Annotated in this window: 16 protein-coding genes and 1 pseudogene; 6 read left to right on the top strand and 11 right to left on the bottom strand. The window is 74.1% G+C overall.

From position 1 onward, the window contains the following. Positions 1-66: 66 nt before the first annotated feature. Positions 67-1,812, bottom strand: coding sequence for a malto-oligosyltrehalose trehalohydrolase (treZ, locus tag ACWH4W_RS15920; RefSeq protein WP_473076383.1), 1,746 nt, complete (start codon positions 1,810-1,812; stop codon positions 67-69). Between the two features lie 236 nt (positions 1,813-2,048). Between treZ and ACWH4W_RS15925 the strand changes: the two genes are divergently transcribed. Next, positions 2,049-2,600 (top strand): FHA domain-containing protein, encoded by a 552-nt coding sequence (locus tag ACWH4W_RS15925; protein ID WP_473076384.1) that lies wholly within the window; start codon positions 2,049-2,051, stop codon positions 2,598-2,600. A 250-nt stretch (positions 2,601-2,850) separates the two neighbouring features. Further along, positions 2,851-3,273, top strand: a complete 423-nt coding sequence (locus tag ACWH4W_RS15930; protein WP_473076385.1) for an SSI family serine proteinase inhibitor — start codon at positions 2,851-2,853, stop codon at positions 3,271-3,273. Between the two features lie 168 nt (positions 3,274-3,441). On the opposite strand, the gene ACWH4W_RS15935 is transcribed toward ACWH4W_RS15930, so the two are convergent. From ACWH4W_RS15935 to glgX, 3 genes are all read right to left on the bottom strand, one after another. Next, positions 3,442-4,698, bottom strand: a complete 1,257-nt coding sequence (locus ACWH4W_RS15935) for a M14 family zinc carboxypeptidase (RefSeq protein WP_473076386.1) — start codon at positions 4,696-4,698, stop codon at positions 3,442-3,444. Between the two features lie 214 nt (positions 4,699-4,912). Beyond that, positions 4,913-7,261: a malto-oligosyltrehalose synthase gene (gene treY / locus ACWH4W_RS15940; protein ID WP_473076387.1), complete on the bottom strand. Its 2,349-nt coding sequence runs from the start codon at positions 7,259-7,261 to the stop codon at positions 4,913-4,915. Between the two features lie 92 nt (positions 7,262-7,353). Continuing rightward, the gene (gene glgX / locus ACWH4W_RS15945; RefSeq protein WP_473076388.1) at positions 7,354-9,489 is read right to left on the bottom strand and encodes a glycogen debranching protein GlgX; all 2,136 of its coding nucleotides are present in this window, start codon (positions 9,487-9,489) and stop codon (positions 7,354-7,356) included. A gap of 297 nt (positions 9,490-9,786) precedes the next feature. On the opposite strand from glgX, the gene ACWH4W_RS15950 reads away from it, so the two are divergent. Together ACWH4W_RS15950 and ACWH4W_RS15955 are read left to right on the top strand one after the other, a co-directional pair. Beyond that, complete coding sequence (locus tag ACWH4W_RS15950; protein WP_473076389.1) at positions 9,787-11,028, top strand: SAV2148 family HEPN domain-containing protein; 1,242 nt, start codon at positions 9,787-9,789, stop codon at positions 11,026-11,028. A 144-nt stretch (positions 11,029-11,172) separates the two neighbouring features. Next, a complete protein-coding gene (locus ACWH4W_RS15955) occupies positions 11,173-11,895 on the top strand; it encodes a 3'-5' exonuclease (RefSeq protein WP_473076390.1) in 723 nt (240 codons plus the stop codon). Between the two features lie 138 nt (positions 11,896-12,033). On the opposite strand, the gene ACWH4W_RS15960 is transcribed toward ACWH4W_RS15955, so the two are convergent. Continuing rightward, positions 12,034-12,894 (bottom strand): phosphotransferase, encoded by an 861-nt coding sequence (locus ACWH4W_RS15960; RefSeq protein ID WP_473076391.1) that lies wholly within the window; start codon positions 12,892-12,894, stop codon positions 12,034-12,036. 520 nt (positions 12,895-13,414) lie between these two features. Between ACWH4W_RS15960 and mgt the strand changes: the two genes are divergently transcribed. Continuing rightward, a complete protein-coding gene (gene mgt, locus ACWH4W_RS15965; RefSeq protein ID WP_473076392.1) occupies positions 13,415-14,614 on the top strand; it encodes a macrolide-inactivating glycosyltransferase in 1,200 nt (399 codons plus the stop codon). A 206-nt stretch (positions 14,615-14,820) separates the two neighbouring features. Here the strand turns inward: mgt and ACWH4W_RS15970 are convergent. Further along, positions 14,821-15,105 (bottom strand): annotated as a pseudogene (locus ACWH4W_RS15970) (hypothetical protein); the annotation flags it as partial. A 609-nt stretch (positions 15,106-15,714) separates the two neighbouring features. Between ACWH4W_RS15970 and ACWH4W_RS15975 the strand changes: the two are divergent. Beyond that, the gene (locus ACWH4W_RS15975) at positions 15,715-16,263 is read left to right on the top strand and encodes a DUF1697 domain-containing protein (protein ID WP_473076393.1); all 549 of its coding nucleotides are present in this window, start codon (positions 15,715-15,717) and stop codon (positions 16,261-16,263) included. A 9-nt stretch (positions 16,264-16,272) separates the two neighbouring features. Here the strand turns inward: ACWH4W_RS15975 and ACWH4W_RS15980 are convergent, their stop codons facing one another. From ACWH4W_RS15980 to ACWH4W_RS16000, 5 genes are all read right to left on the bottom strand, one after another. Continuing rightward, positions 16,273-17,013 carry a sirohydrochlorin chelatase gene (locus tag ACWH4W_RS15980; protein WP_473076394.1) on the bottom strand — a complete coding sequence of 247 codons (741 nt, stop codon included), beginning with the start codon at positions 17,011-17,013 and terminating at the stop codon, positions 16,273-16,275. A gap of 10 nt (positions 17,014-17,023) precedes the next feature. Beyond that, entirely contained in the window at positions 17,024-17,914 is an 891-nt protein-coding gene (locus ACWH4W_RS15985) for an ABC transporter permease (protein ID WP_473076395.1), read from the bottom strand. After that, positions 17,901-18,689 (bottom strand): ABC transporter ATP-binding protein, encoded by a 789-nt coding sequence (locus ACWH4W_RS15990; protein WP_473076396.1) that lies wholly within the window; start codon positions 18,687-18,689, stop codon positions 17,901-17,903. The genes ACWH4W_RS15985 and ACWH4W_RS15990 overlap by 14 nt, the downstream gene beginning before the upstream one ends. A 29-nt stretch (positions 18,690-18,718) precedes the next feature. Continuing rightward, a complete protein-coding gene (locus tag ACWH4W_RS15995; protein ID WP_473076397.1) occupies positions 18,719-19,825 on the bottom strand; it encodes an ABC transporter substrate-binding protein in 1,107 nt (368 codons plus the stop codon). A gap of 117 nt (positions 19,826-19,942) precedes the next feature. Further along, positions 19,943-21,277: a sulfate adenylyltransferase subunit 1 gene (locus tag ACWH4W_RS16000; RefSeq protein ID WP_473076398.1), complete on the bottom strand. Its 1,335-nt coding sequence runs from the start codon at positions 21,275-21,277 to the stop codon at positions 19,943-19,945.

A 21,277-nucleotide genomic window follows, 5' to 3' on the forward strand; every position in this document is an offset into this window, starting at 1 on the left:
GCAGCCGCGGAACGCGTCCCGGGCGCGGGGCCGGTCGACCCGCCCCGCGCCCGGGACGCGGACGCCTCACTCCTGCAGCAGCACCACCGCCGACTCCCCGGGCAGGCGGAGCAGGCCGTCCGGCCCCGGGGCCTCGACCGGGTCCCACGCCGCCAGGACGCGGGCGTCGCGCGAACCCAGGGGGATGTCGGCCGGGGCGGTGCCGAGGTTCACGGCCACGCGGACGTCGCCGCGGCGGAAGGCGAGCCAGCGGCGGTCCTCGTCGTACGCCACCTTGGTGTCGGCGAGGTCCGGGTCGGTGAGGTCGGGCTGGTCGCGGCGCAGCGCGAGGAGCCGCCGGTACCAGGCCAGCACCCGCGCGTGCGGCTCCCGCTCCGGCTCGGACCAGTCCAGGCAGGAGCGGTCACGGGTGGCCGGGTCCTGCGGGTCCGGGACGTCCTGCTCCGCCCAGCCGTGCGCCGCGAACTCCCGGCGCCGGCCCTCGCTGACCGCCTTCGCCAGCCCCGGGTCGGTGTGGTCGGTGAAGAACTGCCACGGCGTGCCCGCCGCCCACTCCTCGCCCATGAACAGCATCGGGGTGAACGGCGCGGTCAGCGTCAGCGCCGCCGCGCAGGCCAGCAGCCCGGGGGAGACCAGCCCGGCCAGCCGGTCGCCCCGGGCGCGGTTGCCGACCTGGTCGTGCGTCTGGCTGTAGCCGAGCAGGCGGTGCGCGGCCACCCGGGTGCGGTCGAGCGGGCGCCCGTGGCGCCGGCCCCGGAAGCTGGAGTACGTGCCGTCGTGGAAGAAGCCCCCGGTGAGCGTCTTGGCCAGGGCCGCCAGCGGGGCCCGCGCGAAGTCGGCGTAGTAGCCCTGCGACTCGCCCGTCACCGCGGTGTGCAGGGCGTGGTGGAAGTCGTCGTTCCACTGCGCGTGGACACCGAGGCCGCCGCTGTCGCGCGGGGTGATCACCCGCGGGTCGTTGAGGTCGGACTCGGCGATCAGGAACAGCGGCCGGCCGGTGTCGGCGGCCAGGTCGTCCACGGCCTGCGACAGCTCCTCCAGGAAGTGGCGCGCGCGGGTGTCCACCAGCGCGTGCACCGCGTCCAGACGCAACCCGTCGATCCGGTAGTCGCGCAGCCACGCCAGCGCGCTCTCCACGAGGTACGCGCGCACCTCGTCCGAGCCGGGCGCGTCCAGGTTGACCGCCGCGCCCCACGGCGTGTGGTGCGTGTCGGTGAAGTACGGGCCGAACGGCGGCAGGTGGTTCCCCGACGGGCCGAGGTGGTTGTGCACCACGTCCAGGACGACGCCGAGCCCCAGCGCGTGTGCCCGGTCGACGAACCGTTTCAGCCCCTCGGGCCCGCCGTACGGCTCGTGCACGGCCCACAGCGAGACGCCCTCGTACCCCCAGCCGTGCCGGCCCGGGAACGGGCACACCGGCATCAACTCCACGTGGGTGACGCCGAGATCGACGAGGTGGCCGAGCCGTTCGGCGGCGGCGTCGAAGGTGCCCTCGCGGGTGTACGTGCCGACGTGCGTCTCGTAGAGCACCGCGCCGGGCAGCGGACGCCCGCTCCACTCGGCGCGCCACTCGAAACGGTCGTGGTCGACGACGGCGCTGAGCCCGTCGGGCCCGTCCGGCTGACGGCGCGACCGCGGGTCCGGCAGCACCGGGCCGTCGTCCAGCGCGAAGCCGTACCGGGAGCCGTCGTGCGCCTCGGCCTCCCCCCGCCACCACCCCTCCCGCTCGGGATCGTGTTCCAACGCGCGCGTGACGCCGTCGCACCGGAGCGTCACTCGGCCGGCCTGTGGTGCCCACACCTCGAACTGCACGGACGGTTCCCCTTCGTCTGCTCACCGTGATGAAGCGCCTCCATCGTGCGGCATCGGAGATCAATTCGCCGGGGGATCCGCCGTTTTGCGGCGGGTGTCGCCCGAGGCGCGCGTGCCGGGCGGCCGGGGACCGCGTGGGGTGGGGGACGCTCCGGCGCACGGCGGCAGGCGGGGGCGGGCCTTCCGCTCACCGGGTTTCTGGACAGCCCACCTCCCACTGACCGACAATCACCAGCGTGACGTCGTCCTTCGAGTTCTCCACGTACCCCGCGCGGCTCTCCGACGCGGAGCGCGACAAGGCGCTGAGCGTGCTGCGGGACGGTGTCGCCAAGGGCCGCCTGTCCCACGACACGTTCGTCCGGCGCATGGAACTGGCGCTCGTGGCGCGGCGCGCCGAGGAACTCGCCGCGCTCACCGCCGACCTCCCGCGCGAGAGCCGTCTCTCGCGCGTGGTGTTCGGCTCGGTGGAGGCGGTCTCCGGGTTCACCGTCCGGCTGCGCCGGGCCTGGCGGGCCGAGAAGCTGCCCAAGCTGCTGCTGCCGCACCCCGCGCACGGCCACCCGTTGCGGATAGGGCGTGACCCGGCCAACGGGCTGCGGCTCGCCCACGAGACGGTCTCCCGCATGCACGCCGAACTCACCCATCAGGGCGGCCTGTGGGTGCTGCGCGACCTCGGCTCCACCAACGGCACGACGGTGAACGGCCGTCGGGTCATCGGCGCGGCCGTCGTCCGCGAGGGCGACCAGGTGGGCTTCGGCCGGATCACCTACCGGCTCGCCGTCAACTGACCACCCTTCAAGGGGTATCGGCGCCTGACGGTGCTGGCGCGGCCCCGGTTGTCATGTTGACCGTGAGGGAACCTCGCACGCCCCGTGTCTCCGGCACGGCCGGTACGTCCGGTGGAACCGGCTGAGGACGGAAGCACCAGGCCCGGTCGGTCCTCACCGCGGGCCCCCTCGCGGTACGGCGGACACCCGGAGCCTCCCGTTCGGGTGAGCCGGGCTGGGGTCCGGGGCCCGCCGTGCCGATGCACAGGGAATGACGCACATCTCGATGAAGACGGTGGGGACGGGGCTGTCCGCCGCCGCGCTCCTCCTGCTCGCCGGCGCGACACCCCCGGCCCACGCGGGCACCGCTCCGGAGTCCGGGAACTGGCTGATGCTCGGCGTCAGCCACGGGGACGCCCCGGCCGGGGCGGAGGGCGGCACGCTGCTGCGGTGCGACCCGCCCGGTGGCGGCCACCCGCACGCGGAACAGGCCTGCGCGGACCTGACGGCGGCGGACGGCCGCATCACCGCCCTCCCCGCGGAGGACGCCCTCTGCCCGATGATCCACGCCCCGGTCACGGCCCACGCGCAGGGCGTGTGGCGCGGCCGCCCGGTCAGCTGGTCGGAGACCTTCCCGAACACGTGCACGCTGCGTGCCCGCACAGGGGCAGTGTTCGCACTGGACGGGACCTGAGCCGCCTCCCCGCCGTCCGGCGGGCACGCCGCGACACCACGGCGCGCCCGCCGGAGTCGACGCGCCGCCCCGCGGCGCCGCCTGCCCCCCCCGGGGGCGTGACGACCGCCCGCCCCCACCCGGCCGGGACGGGCCCGCAGCGTTCGGAGGCGCCGCCCTGAACCCCCCTCACATCAACCCCGCCCGCGCCTGCCGCGCCGCCGCCACCACCGTGCGGGACTGGTGTTCCACCTGGTGCCGCACCGGGACCCACCGGGCCCGGAAGCGGGTCGCGAAGGCGTCGCTCCAGTGGGCGACCAGGTGGTCCAGGCGGGCCGCCGTCTCGGTGTCGGTGTCGCGCAGAGCGCGTCGCAGCATCGCCGCCGCCCGCAGCGGCACCCGCCGCGCGAAGGCGTCCACGCTGCCGACGTAGGCGCGGGTGCCGTCCGCCGGAGGGGTGCCGACCAGGTCGGCGGCCAGTCCCGGCACCAGTTCCAGCCCCCAGGTGGCCGCCCGCAGCAGCGGGCCCTCGGCCCCGGCGGGCGGCGGCCCGGGCCGTGCGTCCTCCAGCACGTGCCGCACCTCGCTGGCGTCCCGCAGCAGCCGCTGCGCGAGCGCGTGCATCGCGGTGACCGGCGCCGGATGCGGGGCCGGGTCGTCGACCAGGTCGCTCGCCCACATCGGCACCTCGACCACCGCGGTCAGACCGCCGTACCGGTGCGTGCGGTACCAGGTGCTGTGCCGGGCGTCGTCGGTCAGGCTCGGGTAGGCGGGCGCGGCCTCCGGCGCGGGCATCACACGCACCCCGGGTCCCGACGCGGGCCAGCCCGCCGCGTCCGAGGCGCCCGTCTCCACCGGGATGTGCAGCTCGGCCGCCGACTTGGCGAAAGGTTCCGCCAGTCCGGGCACGTCCCGGGTCAACTGCACCCAGCTGCCGCCCAGATCGGTGCCGTGCAGGGACACCTGGAGGAAGGGCCGCAGCTCGTCGATCACCCCGGTCAGCGCCCGCGTCTCCGGAGGCAGCCGGTCGGCGGGCAGCACCGAGGGCGCCCACTCCGGCTGCTCGGGGCCGGCCGGGCGGAAGAAGCCGAGGTGGTAGTCGTACAGGCTGCGCGGCGCCGGCGTGACGTGCAGGCTCGCCCCGTCGGGGTCCGCGCACAGCAGGAAGTGCCAGGAGACGCCGTCCCGCAGCTCCGGCTCGAGCAGGGCGCGCCGGGCCAGCGCCAGCAGCGTCCCGTTGCCCGCGGGCTCGTTGGCGTGGGCGCCCGCCACGACCAGGACGGCGTGCCGGGCGCGCCCGACGGACAGCAGGTGCAGCGGCCGTCCCCCGCGGGACGCCCCCACCTGCCGCAGCGCGCACAGTCCCGGCCACTGGACGGCCAGCGCCCGGGCGGAGCGGACCAGCTCGGCCACCGTCGGATAGCGCGACTCCCGCAGCGGACCCACCCCCCCGTCACCGCCGGCATCCGCACTGCGCAGTACCCCACGGCCGGGTGGTGGTGTCAAGGCAGTGCGGGGGAGCCGCCAGGGGGCGCTCGGAGGCGCGCCACGGCCCTCTTCCCGCACGTCGGCCGCCCCCGCGCCCGCCGCACGTCGCGGGGGTCCGCACCGACCGTGCACCGACCGGGCGCCGGCCCCGCACGGCGCCCCGGAACCGCCCTCAGTCCGGCAACCGCTCCAGCAGAGCCACCGGCAGCGACGCGAACAGCTCCGCCACGGGCACGTCACCGCCGAACTCCCGCCCCGGCTCCCGCACGTCCGCCCACCGCCCCGGCGGCAGCGGCAGCCGGGTGCCGCGCCAGCCGCCCGCCTCCGCGAGGCGCAGGGAGAGGCGGGTCACCGCGGTGATCACCTCGCCCGAGCGGGAGAACGCCAGGCAGTGGTCCGCCGCCGGGCCCTCGGCGGTCAGGGGCGCGTACGACGCCGTCGTGCCGAAGACCTCCGGCCGCCGCGCCCGCAGGGCCAGCGCCGCCCGGGTCACCGCCTCCTTGTCGCCGCCGGCCTCGCCGAACCGCGGGGGGCGCCGGTTGTCCGGGTCCACCAGCGCCCGGTACTCGTGCTCGGTGCCCTGGTAGAGGTCGGGCACGCCCGGCATCGTCAGGTGCACCAGCGCCGCGCCCAGCACGTTCGCCCGGATGTGCGGCTCCAGCGCCTCACGCAGCTCCGCCACCCTCCGGCCGGGCACCCCGCACGGCCCCGCCGTCACGAACCGCGCCACCGCCTCCTCGTACGGCGGCTGCTGCTCGGTCCAGCTCGTGAACAGGCCCGCCTCGCGCACGTGCTTCAGCAGCGCCGCCTGCACCCGCTCCTCGTCGGCGGGACCCAGCCCGAACACCGTCTGCCAGGCCGCCCAGGCGAGCTGCGGGTCGGCCGCGTCCTCCCCGGCGCGGGTCACGTCCGTGAGGACGCCGGCCCAGCGCTCCGGGCACTCGGTGAGCACGTGCAGCGCCGCCCGCACGTCGGCGCTGCGCTTGGCGTCGTGCGTCGACAGCACCGTCCCCGTGGCCGGCCAGTCGCGCTGCACGCGCGCGCAGTACGCGTGGAACCGCTCCGGCGGCACCGCCGGGTCGCCCGGTTCGCCGCCCACCTCCGTCGCCGACAGCAGCGGCACGTAGCGGTAGAACGCCGTGTCCTCCACGGACTTGGCCCGCAGCGCCGACGCCGTCTGCGCGAACCGGGCACGGAACTCCACGTGCGCGGGACCGTCCCCGTGCCGCCCGAGCAGCAGACCGCGCACGACGTCCACCGCGCCCGCCTCCTCCGGGACGGCGAACGCGCGCCGGGCCTGGGCCGCGGCCTCCTCGGTCACCACCGACGCCGCGTCCTCGGGGGAGTAGGGCCGGTACACCTCCAGCCGCACCAGCAGCTCCGTCAGGGCGGTGCGCAGCGCCCAGGGCGCGCGGTCGCGCAGCGCGGTCTCGGGGGCGGTCGCGCACAGCCGGCTCGCCACCCGGGTGAGCCGGTCCAGCTCGGTGGCCAGCTCGTGCGTGAGCACCTGGTACCCGGCCCGCCGCACCGTGGCGTCCCAGTCGCCGCCCCGGTCGGTCCGCGGGGTCGCGAAGGCCCGGTAGCGGTCCAGCAGCGCCCCGGACCCGTCCGGGTCGGCGAACAGCCCGTCGACGTGGCGCAGGGCGTCGTAGCCGGTGGTGCCGGCGACCGGCCAGGAGGCGGGCAGCGCCTCGCCGTCGGCGAGGATCTTCTCCACCACCGTCCAGCGGCCGCCCGTCGCCTCGTGCAGCCTCCGCAGATAGCCGCCGGGGTCGGCGAGCCCGTCCGGGTGGTCGACGCGCAGCCCGTCGACCACGCCCTCGTGGAGCAGCTCGAGGATCTTCGCGTGCGTCGCCTCGAACACCTCGGGGTCCTCCACCCGCACCCCGATCAGCTCGGAGATGCTGAAGAACCTCCGGTAGTTCAGCTCCGTGCGGGCCAGCCGCCACCACACCGGCCGGTACCACTGCGCGTCCAGCAGCTGCGGCAACGGCAGGGAGGCGGTGCCCTCGCGCAGGGGGAAGGCGTGGTCGTAGTAGCGCAGCACGTCCCCGTCGACCTTCAGCCGGCCCGCCTCCTCGCCGAGCGGCCCGCCGAGCACCGGCAGCAGCACCTGCCCGCCCTGCGCCTCCCAGTCGATGTCGAACCAGCGGGCGCGGCGCGAGGACGGCCCGTCGCGCAGCACCTCCCACAGCGCCGGGTTGTGGCGCGGGGACATCGCCATGTGGTTCGGGACGATGTCCACCACCAGCCCCAGGCCGTGCCGCCGCGCGGTGCGGGACAGCTCCCGCAGCCCTTCCTCGCCGCCCAGCTCCTCCCGTACGCGCGCGTGGTCCACCACGTCGTAGCCGTGCCGGGAGCCGGGCACCGCCTCCAGGACGGGCGACAGATGCAGATGGGACACGCCGAGCGAGGCCAGGTACGGCACGGCCTCGGCCGCCGCCGCGAACGGGAAGCCGGGCTGGAGCTGCAGCCGGTAGGTCGCCGTGGGCACCGCCGGGTCAGGACGCTCAGGGGTCATGGCTAGCTACGTACCCGTCTCGCCGCCTTTCGTGCGTCCGCTCGCCCCACCGGGCCACCCGTCGCCCGGACGGGTGAACCCGGGAGGCGCGGTCACGCCGGCCGTTGCAGCACCGTCAGGCTCCGGTCGGCGAGCGTCAGCCGCGCGCCCGCCGACACCTTCGGACCCGTGCCCGGCGGCACGCCGTCCGCGCGGGCGGTGTCCACCACCACCTGCCACTGCGCGCCGTGGTCCACCGGCACCACGAAGTCCAGCGGCTCGGGGGAGGCGTTGAACATCAGCAGGAAGGAGTCGTCGGTGATCCGCTCCCCGCGCTGCCCCGGCTCGGAGATGGCGTTGCCGTTGAGGAACACGGTCAGCGCCGACGCCTGTGCCGACTCCCAGTCCCGCTGGGTCATCTCGCCGCCCTCGGGGGTGAACCAGGCGATGTCGGAGAGGTCGTCGTGGGTGCCCTCCACGGGCCGGCCGTGGAAGAAGCGGCGCCGCCGGAAGACCGGGTGGTCCTTGCGCAGCCACACCATCGCGCGCGTGAACTCCAGCAACTGCCGGCGGAGGTCCCCCTCGTCCCCCTCGGCGTCCTCGTCCGGCCAGTCCACCCAGGCCAGTTCACTGTCCTGGCAGTAGGCGTTGTTGTTGCCGCGCTGGGTGCGGGCCAGCTCGTCGCCGTGGCTGATCATGGGCACGCCCTGGGAGAGCATCAGCGTGGCGATGAAGTTCCGCATCTGCCGGGCCCGCAGCCGCAGCACGTCGGGGTCGTCGGTGTCGCCCTCGGCCCCGCAGTTCCAGGACCGGTTGTGGCTCTCGCCGTCCCGGTTGTCCTCGCCGTTGGCCTCGTTGTGCTTCTCGTTGTACGACACCAGGTCGTGCAGGGTGAAGCCGTCGTGGCAGGTGACGAAGTTGATCGAGGCGAGCGGGCGCCGCCCGTCGTCCTGGTAGAGGTCGGAGGAGCCGGTGAGCCGGGACGCGAACTCCGCGAGCGTGCGTGGCTCGCCCCGCCACAGGTCCCGCACGGTGTCGCGGTACTTGCCGTTCCACTCGGTCCACAGCGGCGGGAAGTTGCCCACCTGGTAGCCGCCCTCGCCGACGTCCCAGGGCTCGGCGATCAGCTTCACCTGGGACACCACCGGGTCCTGCTGCACCAGGTCGAAGAACGACGACAGCCGGTCCACCTCGTGGAACTGCCGGGCCAGGGTGGCCGCGAGGTCGAAGCGGAACCCGTCGACGTGCATCTCGGTGACCCAGTACCGCAGCGAGTCCATGATCATCTGGAGCACGTGGGGGGACCGCATCAGCAGCGAGTTCCCGGTGCCCGTGGTGTCCATGTAGTACCGCGGGTCGTCGGCCAGCCGGTAGTACGAGGGGTTGTCGAGGCCCTTGAAGGACAGCGTGGGGCCCAGGTGGTTGCCCTCGGCGGTGTGGTTGTAGACCACGTCGAGGATCACCTCGATGCCGGCCTCGTGCAGCGCCTTCACCGCCGACTTGAACTCCAGCACCTGCTGGCCCCGGTCGCCCCAGGACGCGTAGGCGTTGTGCGGGGCGAAGAAGCCGATGGTGTTGTAGCCCCAGTAGTTGTTGAGGCCCATGTCGACCAGCCGGTGGTCGTTGACGAACTGGTGCACCGGCATCAGCTCCAGCGCGGTGACGCCCAGTTCGGTCAGGTGCTCGATGATCGCGGGGTGCGCCAGGCCCGCGTAGGTGCCGCGCAGCTCCTCGGGCAGCCCCGGGTGGCGCATGGTGAGGCCCTTGACGTGGGCCTCGTAGATCACCGTGTGGTGGTACTCCGTCCGGGGGCTCCGGTCGTCCCCCCAGTCGAAGTAGGGGTTGACCACGACCGACGTCATCGTGTGCGGCGCCGAGTCCAGGTCGTTGCGCCGTCCGGGGTCGTCGAAGTGGTAGCCGTACACCTCCTCGCCCCACTGGACGGAGCCGCTGATCGCACGCGCGTACGGATCGAGCAGCAGTTTCGCGGAGTTGCAGCGCAGCCCCCGTTCGGGTGCGTACGGCCCGTGCACACGGAAGCCGTACCGCTGCCCGGGCATGACCCCGGGCAGGTACGCGTGCCGCACGAACGCGTCGCTCTCCCGCAGTTCGACCGCGGTCTCGGAGCCGTCGTCGTGCAGCAGACACAGCTCTACTCGGTCCGCGGCCTCCGTGAAGACCGCGAAGTTCGTTCCGGCGCCGTCGTACGTGGCACCGAGCGGATACGCCTCGCCAGGCCAGACCTGCATGGACACGACTCTTTCAGGTGTACGGCGCCGGTGGGGGCGCCTTGGCTCCACGTGTCCCCGTGTCTCCCCGAAAGGGCGGGGCCCACTGAGTACCCATGCCCCCGCCGGACGACCGCGCACCTCGTGAATCCACTATGAACATGATCACTCCCCGCCCCGAGAAGGGCGGAACGGTCGCGTCGTCGCGGGAAGTTGGGAAACGACCCGGTGCATCGGGCTGCATCGCGCACCGCATGCGGAGTACTCTCCTTGATCGTCGGACGGGGAGTGCTCGGGGGATCGGAAGGCGGTGCGCGGGTGGGCTCGGGAGGGCTGGAACTGCCCCCTGGTGACGAGGGTCACGAGAGGAGCGGCTCCACGGACGTCCCGCCCGGTGCGGTGTCCCTGGCACGGCCGATGGACGCGGGTTCGATCGGACCGGAGCTGGACTGGGGCGCGGACGCGTGGCGCGAGGTGCGCACGCGCGCGCAGCGGGCCGGCCGGGCCTACATCTGGCTGAACCTGGTCGAGCAGCGGCTGCGCGCGGTCGTCGCCGCCGTGCTGCGGCCGGTCTACGAGCCCGTGCACGGCGACAACTGGGTGGTCGCCGCCGCCGGGCCCGCCGGACAGGAGTGGGTGCAGCGCGCGGTCGCCGTGCGCGAGGTCAGCCGCCGCAAGGGCTATCTGCTCGATCCGGCCGACGACAACGTGCTGTCGTTCCTCACCCTGCCGCAGCTGCGCGAGCTGATGGTGCAGCACTGGCCGTGCTTCGAGCCGTACCTCGACGACCGCCGGGACGTCGAGCTGGCCCTGGACGAGCTGGAGGTCACCCGCAACGTGGTCTCCCGCAACCGGGCGCTGTCCGAGGCCGTGCTGAACCAGGCGGAGCGGGCCTCCGCGCGGCTGCTGGAGATGCTCGGCGCGGGCGGCGACGTGCCCTCGGCGCGCCGGCTGCCGGTGGACGCGGTCGAGGACCTGGTGGGCGACCGGTACGCGGACGTGGTCGCCGTCCACCCGGACCGGGTGCGGCTGCTGCGCCAGTTCCCGGCCGAGGACATATTCGGCGGGGCCCGCCGCCTCGACGCCCTCGGCATCGGCCTGAACCTGCTCGTGCAGAACTTCTCCGGCCGCCGGCTGGTGCGGCTGGCCGAGTCCGGCTGCCGGGTACGGCTGCTGTTCCTCAACCCGGCCTCCGGAGCGGTCAAGCGGCGCGAGCGCGAACTGGGCATCAAACGGGGCGAGCTGGGCCGGTCCGTGGAGATGAACATCCTCCACATGCGCCGCGTGCGGTCCCGGCTGCGCGACCCGGGCGCCTTCGAGATCCAGGTCTACGACGAGACGCCGCGCTGCACGGCCTACCTGGTGGACGGCGACGGCTCCGACGGCGTCGCCGTGGTGCAGAACCACCTGCGGCGCACCCGCGGCATGGAGGCGCCGGTGCTGGTGCTGCGCAACGGGACGAAGGTGGTCAAGCCGGGCGAGGCCGAGGAGGGCGGTCTCTTCCCCACCTACCGCGAGGAGTTCGAGCAGATGTGGGCGGATTCACGCCCGGTGTCCTGAACGTCCGCACCTGTGGGGACCGGTGCCCCCGCCTCCGGGCCGCCTGGTCCGCCCGGTAAACGGAATGCAATCCTCTGGTTGTCAGTGGCGCGTGCGAGGGTGGAAGCCACTGGGGGAACGCACCGCACAGAAGGGGGACGGCCCATGGGCTGGCACCGGGAGCTGCTGATCGGCTTCGACCTGGAGACGACGGGGACGGACCCGCGCGAGGCGCGGATCGTCACGGGAGCCGTGATCGAGCTCCGGGAGGGGGAGCCGCTGGGGCGCCAGGAGTGGCTGGCCGACCCGGGCGTGCCGATCCCGCAGGACGCGGTCGCGGTCCACGGCATCAGCAGTGAGCGGGCGGCCGCCGAGGGACGCCCCGCCGATCAGGTGGCCGACGCCATCGCCGGCGTCCTCGCCGCCCACTGGAGGACCGGCGTCCCGGTCGTCGCCTACAACGCCTCCTTCGACCTCAGCCTCCTCTCCGCCGAGCTGCGGCGGTACGGACTGCCGTCCCTGCGCGACCGTCTGGGCGGCGCCGACCCGGCTCCGGTCATCGACCCCTACACCATCGACCGTGCCGTCGACCGCTACCGCCGCGGCAAGCGCACCCTCGAAGCGGTCTGCGCGGAGTACGGCGTCCCCCTCGACGCGGCGCACGACGCGACGGCCGACGCCCTCGCCGCCGCCCGGCTGGCCTGCGCGATAGCCGGCCGCCACCCGCAGGTCGCGGCCCTCGCCCCGGCGGAGCTGCACCGCCGGCAGATCGAGTGGTACGCGGCCTGGGCGGCGGACTTCCAGAGCTTCCTGCGCCGCAAGGGCGACCCGGCCGCCCTGGTCGACGGCGTCTGGCCGCTGCGCGAACCGGCGGGCGAGCCCGTCTGACCCGGCTCCCCGGGCCTCGCTCCCCGGGCCCCGCCCCCGGGCCCCGCTCCCCGGGCCTCGCTCCCCGGGCCCCGCCCCCGGGCCCCGCTCCCCGGGCCTCGCTCCCCGGGCCTCGCTCCCCGGGACCGCGGGGACAGCTCAGAACGGGTACCAGCGCACGGTCTCGTCCCCGTCCCGCAAGGACGCCACCCGGCGGCGGAACTCCGCCAGCGCCCTGGGATTGCCCGGGGCGTGCTGGGCGACCCAGGCACAGCTGGCGGTCTCCCGTGCCCCGCGCAGCACCGCACAGCCCTCCCACTCCCGCACGTCCCAGCCGTAGGTCCCGGTGAAGGACGCGTACGCCTCGTCCGGCAGCCCGTAGCGGTCGTGGGCGAGGGCCATCACCACCAGGTCGTGCTCCCGCAGGTCCGACGAGAAGGTCTCCAGGTCGACCAGCACCGGACCGTCGGGCCCGACGTGCACGTTGCGCGGCAGCGCGTCGCCGTGGACGGGCCCGCGCGGCAGCCGGGGCGTCAGCGCGGCGGCGGCCGCCGCGAAGCCGTCGCGCCGCTCGCGCAGATACGCCGCGTCCGCCGGGTCGACGGCGTCGCCCGCGAGCCGCAGCCAGCGTTCCACGCCGTCCAGCAGCGCACGGGGCGGCAGGGCGAACGGGGGAGGGGCCAGCGCGTGCACCTGCCGCAGCAGCACGGCGACGTCCTTCGGCTCGGTGGGCCGCACCGGCTCCGGCAGCCGGTGCCACACGGTCACCGGGTGCCCCTCGACCAGCAGCGCCTCGGACACGGCCGGCCGCACGGCGGGCACCCCCTGCTCCGCCAGCCACCCGGCGACGGCCAGCCCACGGCGGGCCCGCTCCAGCAGTTCGGCGTCCCGGCCCACCTTGACGGCCAGGTCCCCGGCGGCGAACACCGCGTTCTCCCCGAGCGCCAGCAGCCGCGCGTCGGCGCCCCGGGGCAGCACCCCCGCGGTGTCCAGAACCTCCCGCGCCCGCGCCTCGTCCATCGCTTCGCCTCCGTGTCCGTTCCGGCCCCGCCGGGCGCCGCCGTCCCGCCGTTCGCCGGTCAGTCTCGCATTCGCACAGGTCGGGTGGTGCGTGTGGGCCCTCGACGTGCGGTGCCACGTTCACGACCATGGCCGGGCCCCTCACCCCGTGAAGGGGTTGATGCGTGACGTCGGTGACCGAGGCGAGGAGGCCCGGTCCCCGCGCGTCCGGCCCGGGCCGCCCCGTGCGACGCGCCGTCGATCACGGCCCGTGGTTCCTGGTGCCGCCCGCGCTGACCCCGGTCCTGGTGCTCAGCGTCGGCCGCTGCCTCACGGCGTCCTGCCGGCCTTCACCGACGCCCGGTCCCGGCGGGGTGCCCGGGCACGGTGCCCCCGGCGGCGGTGGACGGGCCGGTGAGCGCGGCGTACCGCTCCGGTGCGGGCTGCCCGGACCGGCCGGCACGGCCCACGCGCCGGTCACCCCGGCGGCGAGGGTGATAACGAGTTGCACGAGACGTATCGTCTCGCCTAGGGTCGCCGTATGACCGCTCCCGCGCACATCGCCATGTTCTCCATCGCCGCCCACGGGCACGTGAACCCCAGCCTCGAGGTGATCCGCGAGCTGGTGGCGCGCGGGCACCGGGTGACCTACGCGATCCCGCCGCTCTTCGCCGAGAAGGTCGCCGGGACCGGAGCCGAGCCCAAGCTGTGGAACTCCACCCTGCCCGGCCCCGACGACGACCCCGAGGCCTGGGGCACCACCCTCCTCGACAACGTCGAGCCCTTCCTCGCGGACGCCATGCAGGCGCTCCCGCAGCTCATCGAGGCGTACGAGGACGACATCCCCGACCTCGTGCTGTACGACATCACCGCCTACCCGGCCCGCGTGCTCGCCCACCGCTGGGGCGTGCCCGCCGTCTCCCTCTCGCCGAACCTCGTCGCCTGGGACGGCTACGAGAAGGAGATCGCCGAGCCGCTGTGGGCGGAGCCGAAGAAGACCGAACGCGGCAAGGCGTACTACGCCCGCTTCCGGGCGTGGCTGGAGGAGAACGGGATCACCCTGCACCCGGACGACTTCGGGGGCCGCCCGGACCGCTCCCTCGTGCTCATCCCGAAGGCGCTCCAGCCGCACGCCGACCGGGTCGACGAGCGCGTGTACTCCTTCGTGGGCGCCTGCCAGGGCGACCGGAGCGCCGAGGGCGACTGGCAGCGGCCCGCCGGGGCGGAGAAGGTCGTCCTGGTGTCGCTCGGCTCGTCCTTCACCAAACAGCCCGCCTTCTACCGGGAGTGCGTCGAGGCGTTCGGCCGCCTGCCCGGCTGGCACCTGGTGCTGCAGATCGGCAAGCACGTCGACCCCGCCGAGCTCGGCGACGTACCGCCGAACGTCGAGGTGCGGTCCTGGGTGCCGCAGCTCGCCGTCCTCAAGCAGGCCGACCTGTTCGTCACCCACGCCGGTGCGGGCGGCAGCCAGGAGGGTCTGGCCACCGCGACCCCGATGATCGCCGTGCCGCAGGCCGTGGACCAGTTCGGCAACGCGGACATGCTCCAGGCACTCGGCGTGGCCCGGCACCTGCCCGCCGAGCAGGCGACCGCCGAGGCGCTGCGCACCGCCGCCCTCGCCCTGGTGGACGACCCGGAGGTCGCCCGCCGGCTCAAGAGCGTCCAGGCGGAGATGGCCGAGGAGGGCGGCACCCGCAGGGCCGCCGACCTGATCGAGGCCGAGCTGCCCGGACGCGGCTGACGGCACGGGCTGAGGGCACGGGGCCCGACGGCACGGGGTCCGACGGCACGGGGTCCGACGGCACGGGACGGGCCCGGCGGTGGCAGCCGCCGGGCCCCGGTGCGTGTCCGCGCCGGTCAGACCGGCGCCTTCTCGCCCTCGAGGGCTTCCCGCGTGTGTGGAAGACCGAGTTCACGCAACTGGTCGGCGAACGAGCGGACGACCCGGGCCGGCAACACCTCGACGGCCTCGGGTGCGTGGCGGCACACGGTGGTGAGCCCGATACCGAATCCCGTCGCGAGCCGGGAACGGGGGCACCTTTGGGGGTACCTCCGGCCGGAGGCCGGGGGAGCGTGTCACCACCGCAGATGAGCGAGGGGCGGCAATTCCTGCCGCCCCGTCGGAAGGCGGCGCCACCGTGTGCCCGGTTCGCGGCGTCGAGTCCGCGACAGGCCGGACAGGCAGCGGAGATCCTGACTGGACGGATCACTACCCGATGGGTGGACGAGCACGTGAAGTTCCGGGCGGACAGGCTGATCCGGGTCGGCGACGCGTCTGCCGGGAGCTTCACTTCCTCACGCACCCGGTGGTCCGTCCCGTTCGACCTGAGCCCTGGCAGGTGGCGCAAGCGTGCACCAGGCCTCAGGCCTCAGGCCTCAGACCGCAGGCAGCGAAAGCGTCACCCGTCGCCCCGGCCGAATTCCTCGGCCTCCTCGATCCACGGGAACGGGCGGGCGCCCTCGGGCAGGTTCGGCGTCGGCAGCAGCGGCACATGGACTTCCATAACCATGGCGGGGTCGGAAAGGGATCACTGACACGGTCTCCGCGGCCCAACGACCACTGTTCCCAGGTCCGAGGTGCGTACGGTCACCGGTGAGACTGCAGGAACGCCGTCCCGCCGGTCGGCGTCGGCGAGGTGACAACGGGGTGTTCACCACGGACAGCCCGGCCAGGGCGTTGCCGCGTGCGGCACCGGATCCCGCGTCGTCACGTCACAGCAGCGTCTTCGGGGTGCTCCGGGGCCGGCCCCCGCCGGCCGGGGCGGCGGGGCCCGCCGTGCGCGGGTCCCGGCCGTCGTGCCCGCCCCCACGGGGCACGGCGGCCGCACTACAGTCGGGGCCATGGCGACGAGATACGCGGCACTGCTGCGCGGCATCAACGTGGGCGGCGGCCGGAAGGTCCCGATGGCCGAGCTGCGCGGCCTGCTGGAGAGCCTCGGCCACGAGGACGTGCGCACGTACCTGCAGAGCGGCCAGGCCGCGTTCACCGCGGGGCACGGCGACGAGGACTCGCTGGCCGCCGAGCTGTCCGGGGCGCTCGCCCGGCGGTTCGGCTTCGACGTGGACGTGATCGTGCGCGGCCACGCCTATCTGAAGGGCGTCGTCGAGGCCTGCCCCTTCCCGGCCGGCGAGCTGGAGCCGAAGCAGCTCCACGTCACCTACTTCTCCGCGCCCGTCACCGCCGAGCGGTTCGCGGAGATCGACCGGCAGGCGTACCTCCCGGAGGAGTTCCGCCTGGGAGACCGCGCTCTCTACCTGTACGTCCCCGACGGCCTCGGCCGCTCCGGACTCGCCGACCACCTGTCCAAGCCGCGCCTGAGCAAGGGCGTCGTCGCCACCAGCCGCAACTGGAACACGGTGCGCAAACTGGTGGAGATGACCGAGACCTGAGCCGCCGGCTCAGGCGCCCAGCGCCTGGAGCAGCGGCGTCCGCGCCGCGTCGTAGCGCTCCAGGAGCACCTGGGCGACCTCCGGCGACGGGCCCAGCACGTCCGCCAGGACGTCCGCGCCGGCCGCGCCCCGGGCGATCCGGTCCGGCAGCCGGCCCGGCGCCAGCACGTACGGCGCGACGGCGACGCGGGCGCAGCCGAGTTCCCGCAGCTCCCGCACCGCCTGTTCGGTGCGGGGAAGGGATGCGGAGGCGAACGCAGGCCGCACGGCGCACCAACCGGTGTGCCGCCACTCCCGCGCGACGTCTGCGATCACTGCGATCGCCTCCGGGTCGGAGGACCCCGCCGAGGCCAGCACGACCCCGGTCGAGGACTTGTCGGCGGGCGTCAGACCCGCCTCGTACAGCCGGCGTTCCAGGGCCGCCAGCAGCAGCGGGGACGGGCCCAGCACCTCGGCCTGGCGGATCCGCAGCCGCGGCGGGGCCTCGGCCAGCACCGCGGGGATGTCCGCCTTGGCGTGGAAGGCGCGGGTCAGCAGCAGCGGCAGCGCGACCACGTCACGCACCCCCTCCGCGTCCAGCGACTCGAGCACCGCGCCGACGGACGGCACGTTGAAGTCCAGGAACCCGGTCTCCACCCGCAGGCCGGGCCGCTGGGCGCGCACCCGGCGCACCAGTTCGTGCACGGTCGCGGCGTGCCGGGGGTCGCGGCTGCCGTGGGCGACGACGAGAAGGACGGGACGACGCGGCATCACCCGCACCTCAGCTCTTCACCAGGAGTCCGCGGGTGCGCAGGACCCGTCGTTCGAGGGGGCTGAAGATCAGCAGGTCGATGGCGATGCCGACGGTGAGGATGAGCAGGATCGCCTCGAAGACCATGGCCATGTCGCTGGCGTTGCGGCCGTTCTCCAGGAGCTGTCCGAGGCCGACGCCGAGGTCGGGGAAGGAGGCGATGATCTCGGCGGCCATGAGGGAGCGCCAGGAGAAGGCCCAGCCCTGTTTGAGGCCGGCGACGTAGCCGGGGAGAGCGGCGGGCAGGGTGATGTGCCAGGTGCCCTTGAGGCCGGTGGCGCCGAGGGTGCGGCCGGCGCGCTGGAACAGGGGCGGGACCTGGTCGACGCCGGAGAGCAGTCCGTTGGTGATGGAGGGGACCGCGCCCAGGAGGATGACCGCGTACATCATCTGGTTGTTCAGGCCGAGCCAGATGACGGCGGGCGGGACCCAGGCGACCGAGGGCAGGGACTGCAGACCGGACAGGATCGGGCCGATCGCGGCGCGGATCAGTCTGACGCGGGCGAGGAGGAGGCCGAGGGGGGTGGCGATGAGCAGGGCGAGGCAGAAGCCGAGCAGGCCGCGGGAGACCGAGGTCCAGATGTAGCCGAGGAGTTCGCCCTGCAGCCAGGCCTTCTCCAGCACGTGCCAGACGTCGGCGGGCGCGGGCAGCTTGGTGGGGTCGTCGACGATCCTGAAGGTGATCAGGGACTGCCACACGGTCAGCACGAGCGCGACGGCGACGACCGGGGGGAGGACCTTCTGGGTGAGGGTCTGCCGCAGCGGCTTGCGGGTGGTCTGCACCGTCTCCAGTGCGTCCAGGCCCGCTTCCAGTCCGGCGAGGTCGCCGGTGTCCTTGGGAGTGGTGTCAGTGCTGGCCATGTCGGCGGATCTCCCCACGGAGTTGCTCGGTGATCTCGACGGACAGCTCCGCCACGGCGGCGTCCTCGATGCGGCGCGGGTGCGGGATGTCCACGGTCCACTGCCGGGCGATGCGGCCGGGGCGTGAGGACAGCAGGATCACGCGCTGGGCGAGGCGGACGGCCTCGCGGACGTTGTGGGTGACGAACAGCACCGACAGACCGGTCTCGCGCCAGATGCGGGTGAGTTCGTCGTGCAGGACGTCACGGGTGATGGCGTCGAGCGCGGCGAACGGCTCGTCCATCAGCAGCAGCCGGCTCTCCTGGGCGAGGGCCCGGGCGAGGGCGACGCGCTGGCGCATGCCGCCGGACAGCTCGTGCACCCGCTTGCCGTGGGCGCCCTTGAGGCGGACCAGCTCCAGCAGCCGCTCGGCGCGCTCCCGGCGTTCGTTCTTGGGGGTGCCGCGCAGTTTGAGGGCGAGTTCGACGTTCTTGCCGGCGGTGAGCCAGGGGAACAGGGCGTGTTCCTGGAACATCAGGGCGGGCCGGCCGTCGGTGGTGATGGCTCCGGCGGTGGGCCGGTCGAGGCCGGCGACCAGGTTGAGCAGGGTGGACTTGCCGCAGCCGGAGGCGCCGAGGAGGGTGACGAACTCGCCGGGGGCCACGTCGAGGCTGATGTCGTCCAGCACGAGCTGCTGCCCCGCGGGGCCCGCGAAGGCCTTCGAGACGTGCTCGATACGGGCCGCGTGCGTGGCCGACTGCGTGCCGTCGGCGGCCTTGGCGAGGGTCGTGGCCATGGTCGTCACCTCCTGGGAAGCGTGCGGGATCAGGACTGGACGCCGAGTCCGGCGTCGTCGACGGCGGGCCGGCCGGCCGCCTGGAGGACCTTGCCGAGCAGGGAGAGGTCGTAGATCCCCTTCAGGTCCGGCTGTTCCAGCAGGCCCGCCTCGACGGCGTGGCCCGCCTGCGCCTTGAGGGTGGATGCCAGCGGGTCGTCGAGGAACGTGATCGACTCCCAGGCCGGGTCGAGCACCTCGGCGGGCAGCGGCTTGCCGGTGTCGGCCGCGAGCCGCGCGTTGGCGGCCTCCTTGGCCTCCTCCGGGTGGGCGTTGATCCACCGGTTGGACTCCACGGAGGCCCGCAGCACCGCCTCGACGGCCTTGGGGTGCTGGTCGAGGAACTCCTGGCGGACGACGATGTTCGTGATCACGAACTCGCCGTCCGGCCACAGGGAGGACTCCTCCAGCAGCACCTCGCCGCCCTGCGCCACCAGCCGGGACGCGGTCGGCTCCGGCACCCACGCCCCGTCCACCGAACCGGACCGGAAGGCGTCCGGGGTGACCTTGTTGTCACTGCGGACGACGGTGACGTCGCCCTTGCCGCTCTGCGGGTCGACCTTCCACCCCTGGCGGGCGGCCCAGTGGAGGAACGCCACGTCCTGGGTGTTGCCGAGCTGCGGGGTCGCGATCCGCTTCCCCTCGACGTCCTCGAGGGACTTCACCTTGTCGGGGTTCACGACCAGCTTGACCCCGCCGGACGCCGAACCGCCGACGATCCGCAGGTTCTTGCCGTCCGCCTTGGCATAGCCGTTGACGGCGGGGGAGGGGCCGAGGAAACCGATGTCCAGGGAACCGGAGTTGAGCGCCTCGATCGCCGACGGGCCCGCGTTGAACACCGCGTACGTCGCCTCGGTGCCCCCGAGCTCCTTCTGGAAGAAGCCCTTCTGGGCGCCGACCAGGGCGGTGCCGTGGGTGAGGTTGCCGAAGTAGCCGATGCGGACCGAGTCCAGCCCGTCGGTCTTCTTCGCACCCGCGGCGACCCGCACGGTGTCGTCGTCCTTGGCCTGCGACCCGTAACCGCAGGCGGCCAGGGCGAGCAACGGCAGCATGGCCGTCACCGCGAAGGCGCGGCGCAGGGCGGTCGTGGCAGGCAAGGGGGACGTTCCTCTCGGTGGCGGCCCGGCGGTCACGCGTCTGTCGGTGCGCGGCCGGGCCGTCGGCGTGTTCGGGTCTGCGGGGGCGGACGAAGGGAGGCCGAGGTCAGCGGGCGGTCAGAAGTCCCATCCGTCGTCGTCCGCCGCGTCCTTGACGGGTTCGGGCGTGGCGAAGGACTCGCCGACCATGCCCGCGGTCAGCGTCGTCCCGTCGCCGGGGTCGATCAGGATGAACGATCCGGTGCGGCGGGAGTCGGCGTAGGTGTCGGCGGGCAGCGGTTCGGCGGTGCGGAGGGTGACCCGGCCGATGTCGTTGGCGGTGAGCCGGCCCGGGTGCGGGTGCAGGGACAGGTCGTCCAGCGTCAGCCGGGACGGGATGTCCTTGACGATCGCCTTCACCGTGCGGGTGCCGTGCTTGATCAGCACCCGGTGGCCGACGGTCAGCGGCTCGTCGGCGACGTGGCAGACGGTCGCCTCGAGGTCCTGGGTGGTGGCCGGGGCGTCCTTGCTGGGCACGATCAGGTCGCCGCGGGAGATGTCGATGTCGTCGGCGAGCAGCAGCGTCACCGACTGCGGCGTCCAGGCCGCGTCGACGGGCTCGCCGAGCAGATCGATGCCGGTGACCGTGGTCGAGCGGCCCGACGGGAGCACGGTGATCTCGTCGCCGACGCGGAAGGTGCCGGCGGCGATCTGCCCGGCGTAGCCGCGGTAGTCGGGGTGCTCGGCGCTCCGCGGCCGGATCACGTACTGCACGGGCAGCCGGGCGTGGCAGCGGGTCAGGTCGTGGCTGACCGGCACGGTCTCCAGGTGCTCCAGCACGGTGGGGCCGCCGTACCAGTCCATGTGGGCGGACGGCTCCACCACGTTGTCGCCGACGAGCGCCGAGATCGGGATCGCGGTGACCTCGGGGACGCCCAGCTCGGTGGCGTAGGCGGTGAACTCCTCGGCGATCGCGGCGAACACGGGCTCCCGGTAGTCCACCAGGTCCATCTTGTTCACGGCGAGCACCACGTGCGGCACCCGCAGCAGCGCGGCGATGGCGGCGTGCCGACGGGTCTGCTCGACGACGCCGTTGCGGGCGTCGACCAGGATCACCGTCAGCTCGGCGGTCGAGGCGCCGGTGACCATGTTCCGCGTGTACTGCACGTGGCCGGGGGTGTCGGCGAGGATGAACCGCCGCCGGGGCGTGGCGAAGTAACGGTACGCCACGTCGATCGTGATGCCCTGCTCCCGCTCGGCGCGCAGCCCGTCGGTGAGCAGCGCGAGGTCGGGGGTGTCCTGGCCGCGGCCGGCCGAGGCGCGTTCGACCGCCTCCAACTGGTCGGCGAGCACGGACTTGGAGTCGTGCAGCAGCCGGCCCACCAGGGTGGACTTGCCGTCGTCGACGGAGCCGGCGGTGGCGAACCGCAGCAGGGTGGTGGCCGAGAGCTCCTCGGTCGTGATCGTGCTCAT

The sequence above is a fragment of the Streptomyces sp. DSM 120436 genome, from assembly GCF_055778765.1.

Coding starts and splice junctions, on each gene's coding strand:
- ACWH4W_RS15990 (WP_473076396.1), bottom strand. CDS start 18,689: ATGGCCACGACCCTCGCCAAGGCCGCCGACGGCACGCAGTCGGCCACG.
- glgX (WP_473076388.1), bottom strand. CDS start 9,489: ATGCAGGTCTGGCCTGGCGAGGCGTATCCGCTCGGTGCCACGTACGAC.
- ACWH4W_RS15955 (WP_473076390.1), top strand. CDS start 11,173: ATGGGCTGGCACCGGGAGCTGCTGATCGGCTTCGACCTGGAGACGACG.
- ACWH4W_RS15980 (WP_473076394.1), bottom strand. CDS start 17,013: ATGCCGCGTCGTCCCGTCCTTCTCGTCGTCGCCCACGGCAGCCGCGAC.
- ACWH4W_RS15985 (WP_473076395.1), bottom strand. CDS start 17,914: ATGGCCAGCACTGACACCACTCCCAAGGACACCGGCGACCTCGCCGGA.
- ACWH4W_RS15975 (WP_473076393.1), top strand. CDS start 15,715: ATGGCGACGAGATACGCGGCACTGCTGCGCGGCATCAACGTGGGCGGC.
- ACWH4W_RS15930 (WP_473076385.1), top strand. CDS start 2,851: ATGACGCACATCTCGATGAAGACGGTGGGGACGGGGCTGTCCGCCGCC.
- ACWH4W_RS16000 (WP_473076398.1), bottom strand. CDS start 21,277: ATGAGCACGATCACGACCGAGGAGCTCTCGGCCACCACCCTGCTGCGG.
- ACWH4W_RS15960 (WP_473076391.1), bottom strand. CDS start 12,894: ATGGACGAGGCGCGGGCGCGGGAGGTTCTGGACACCGCGGGGGTGCTG.
- mgt (WP_473076392.1), top strand. CDS start 13,415: ATGACCGCTCCCGCGCACATCGCCATGTTCTCCATCGCCGCCCACGGG.
- treY (WP_473076387.1), bottom strand. CDS start 7,261: ATGACCCCTGAGCGTCCTGACCCGGCGGTGCCCACGGCGACCTACCGG.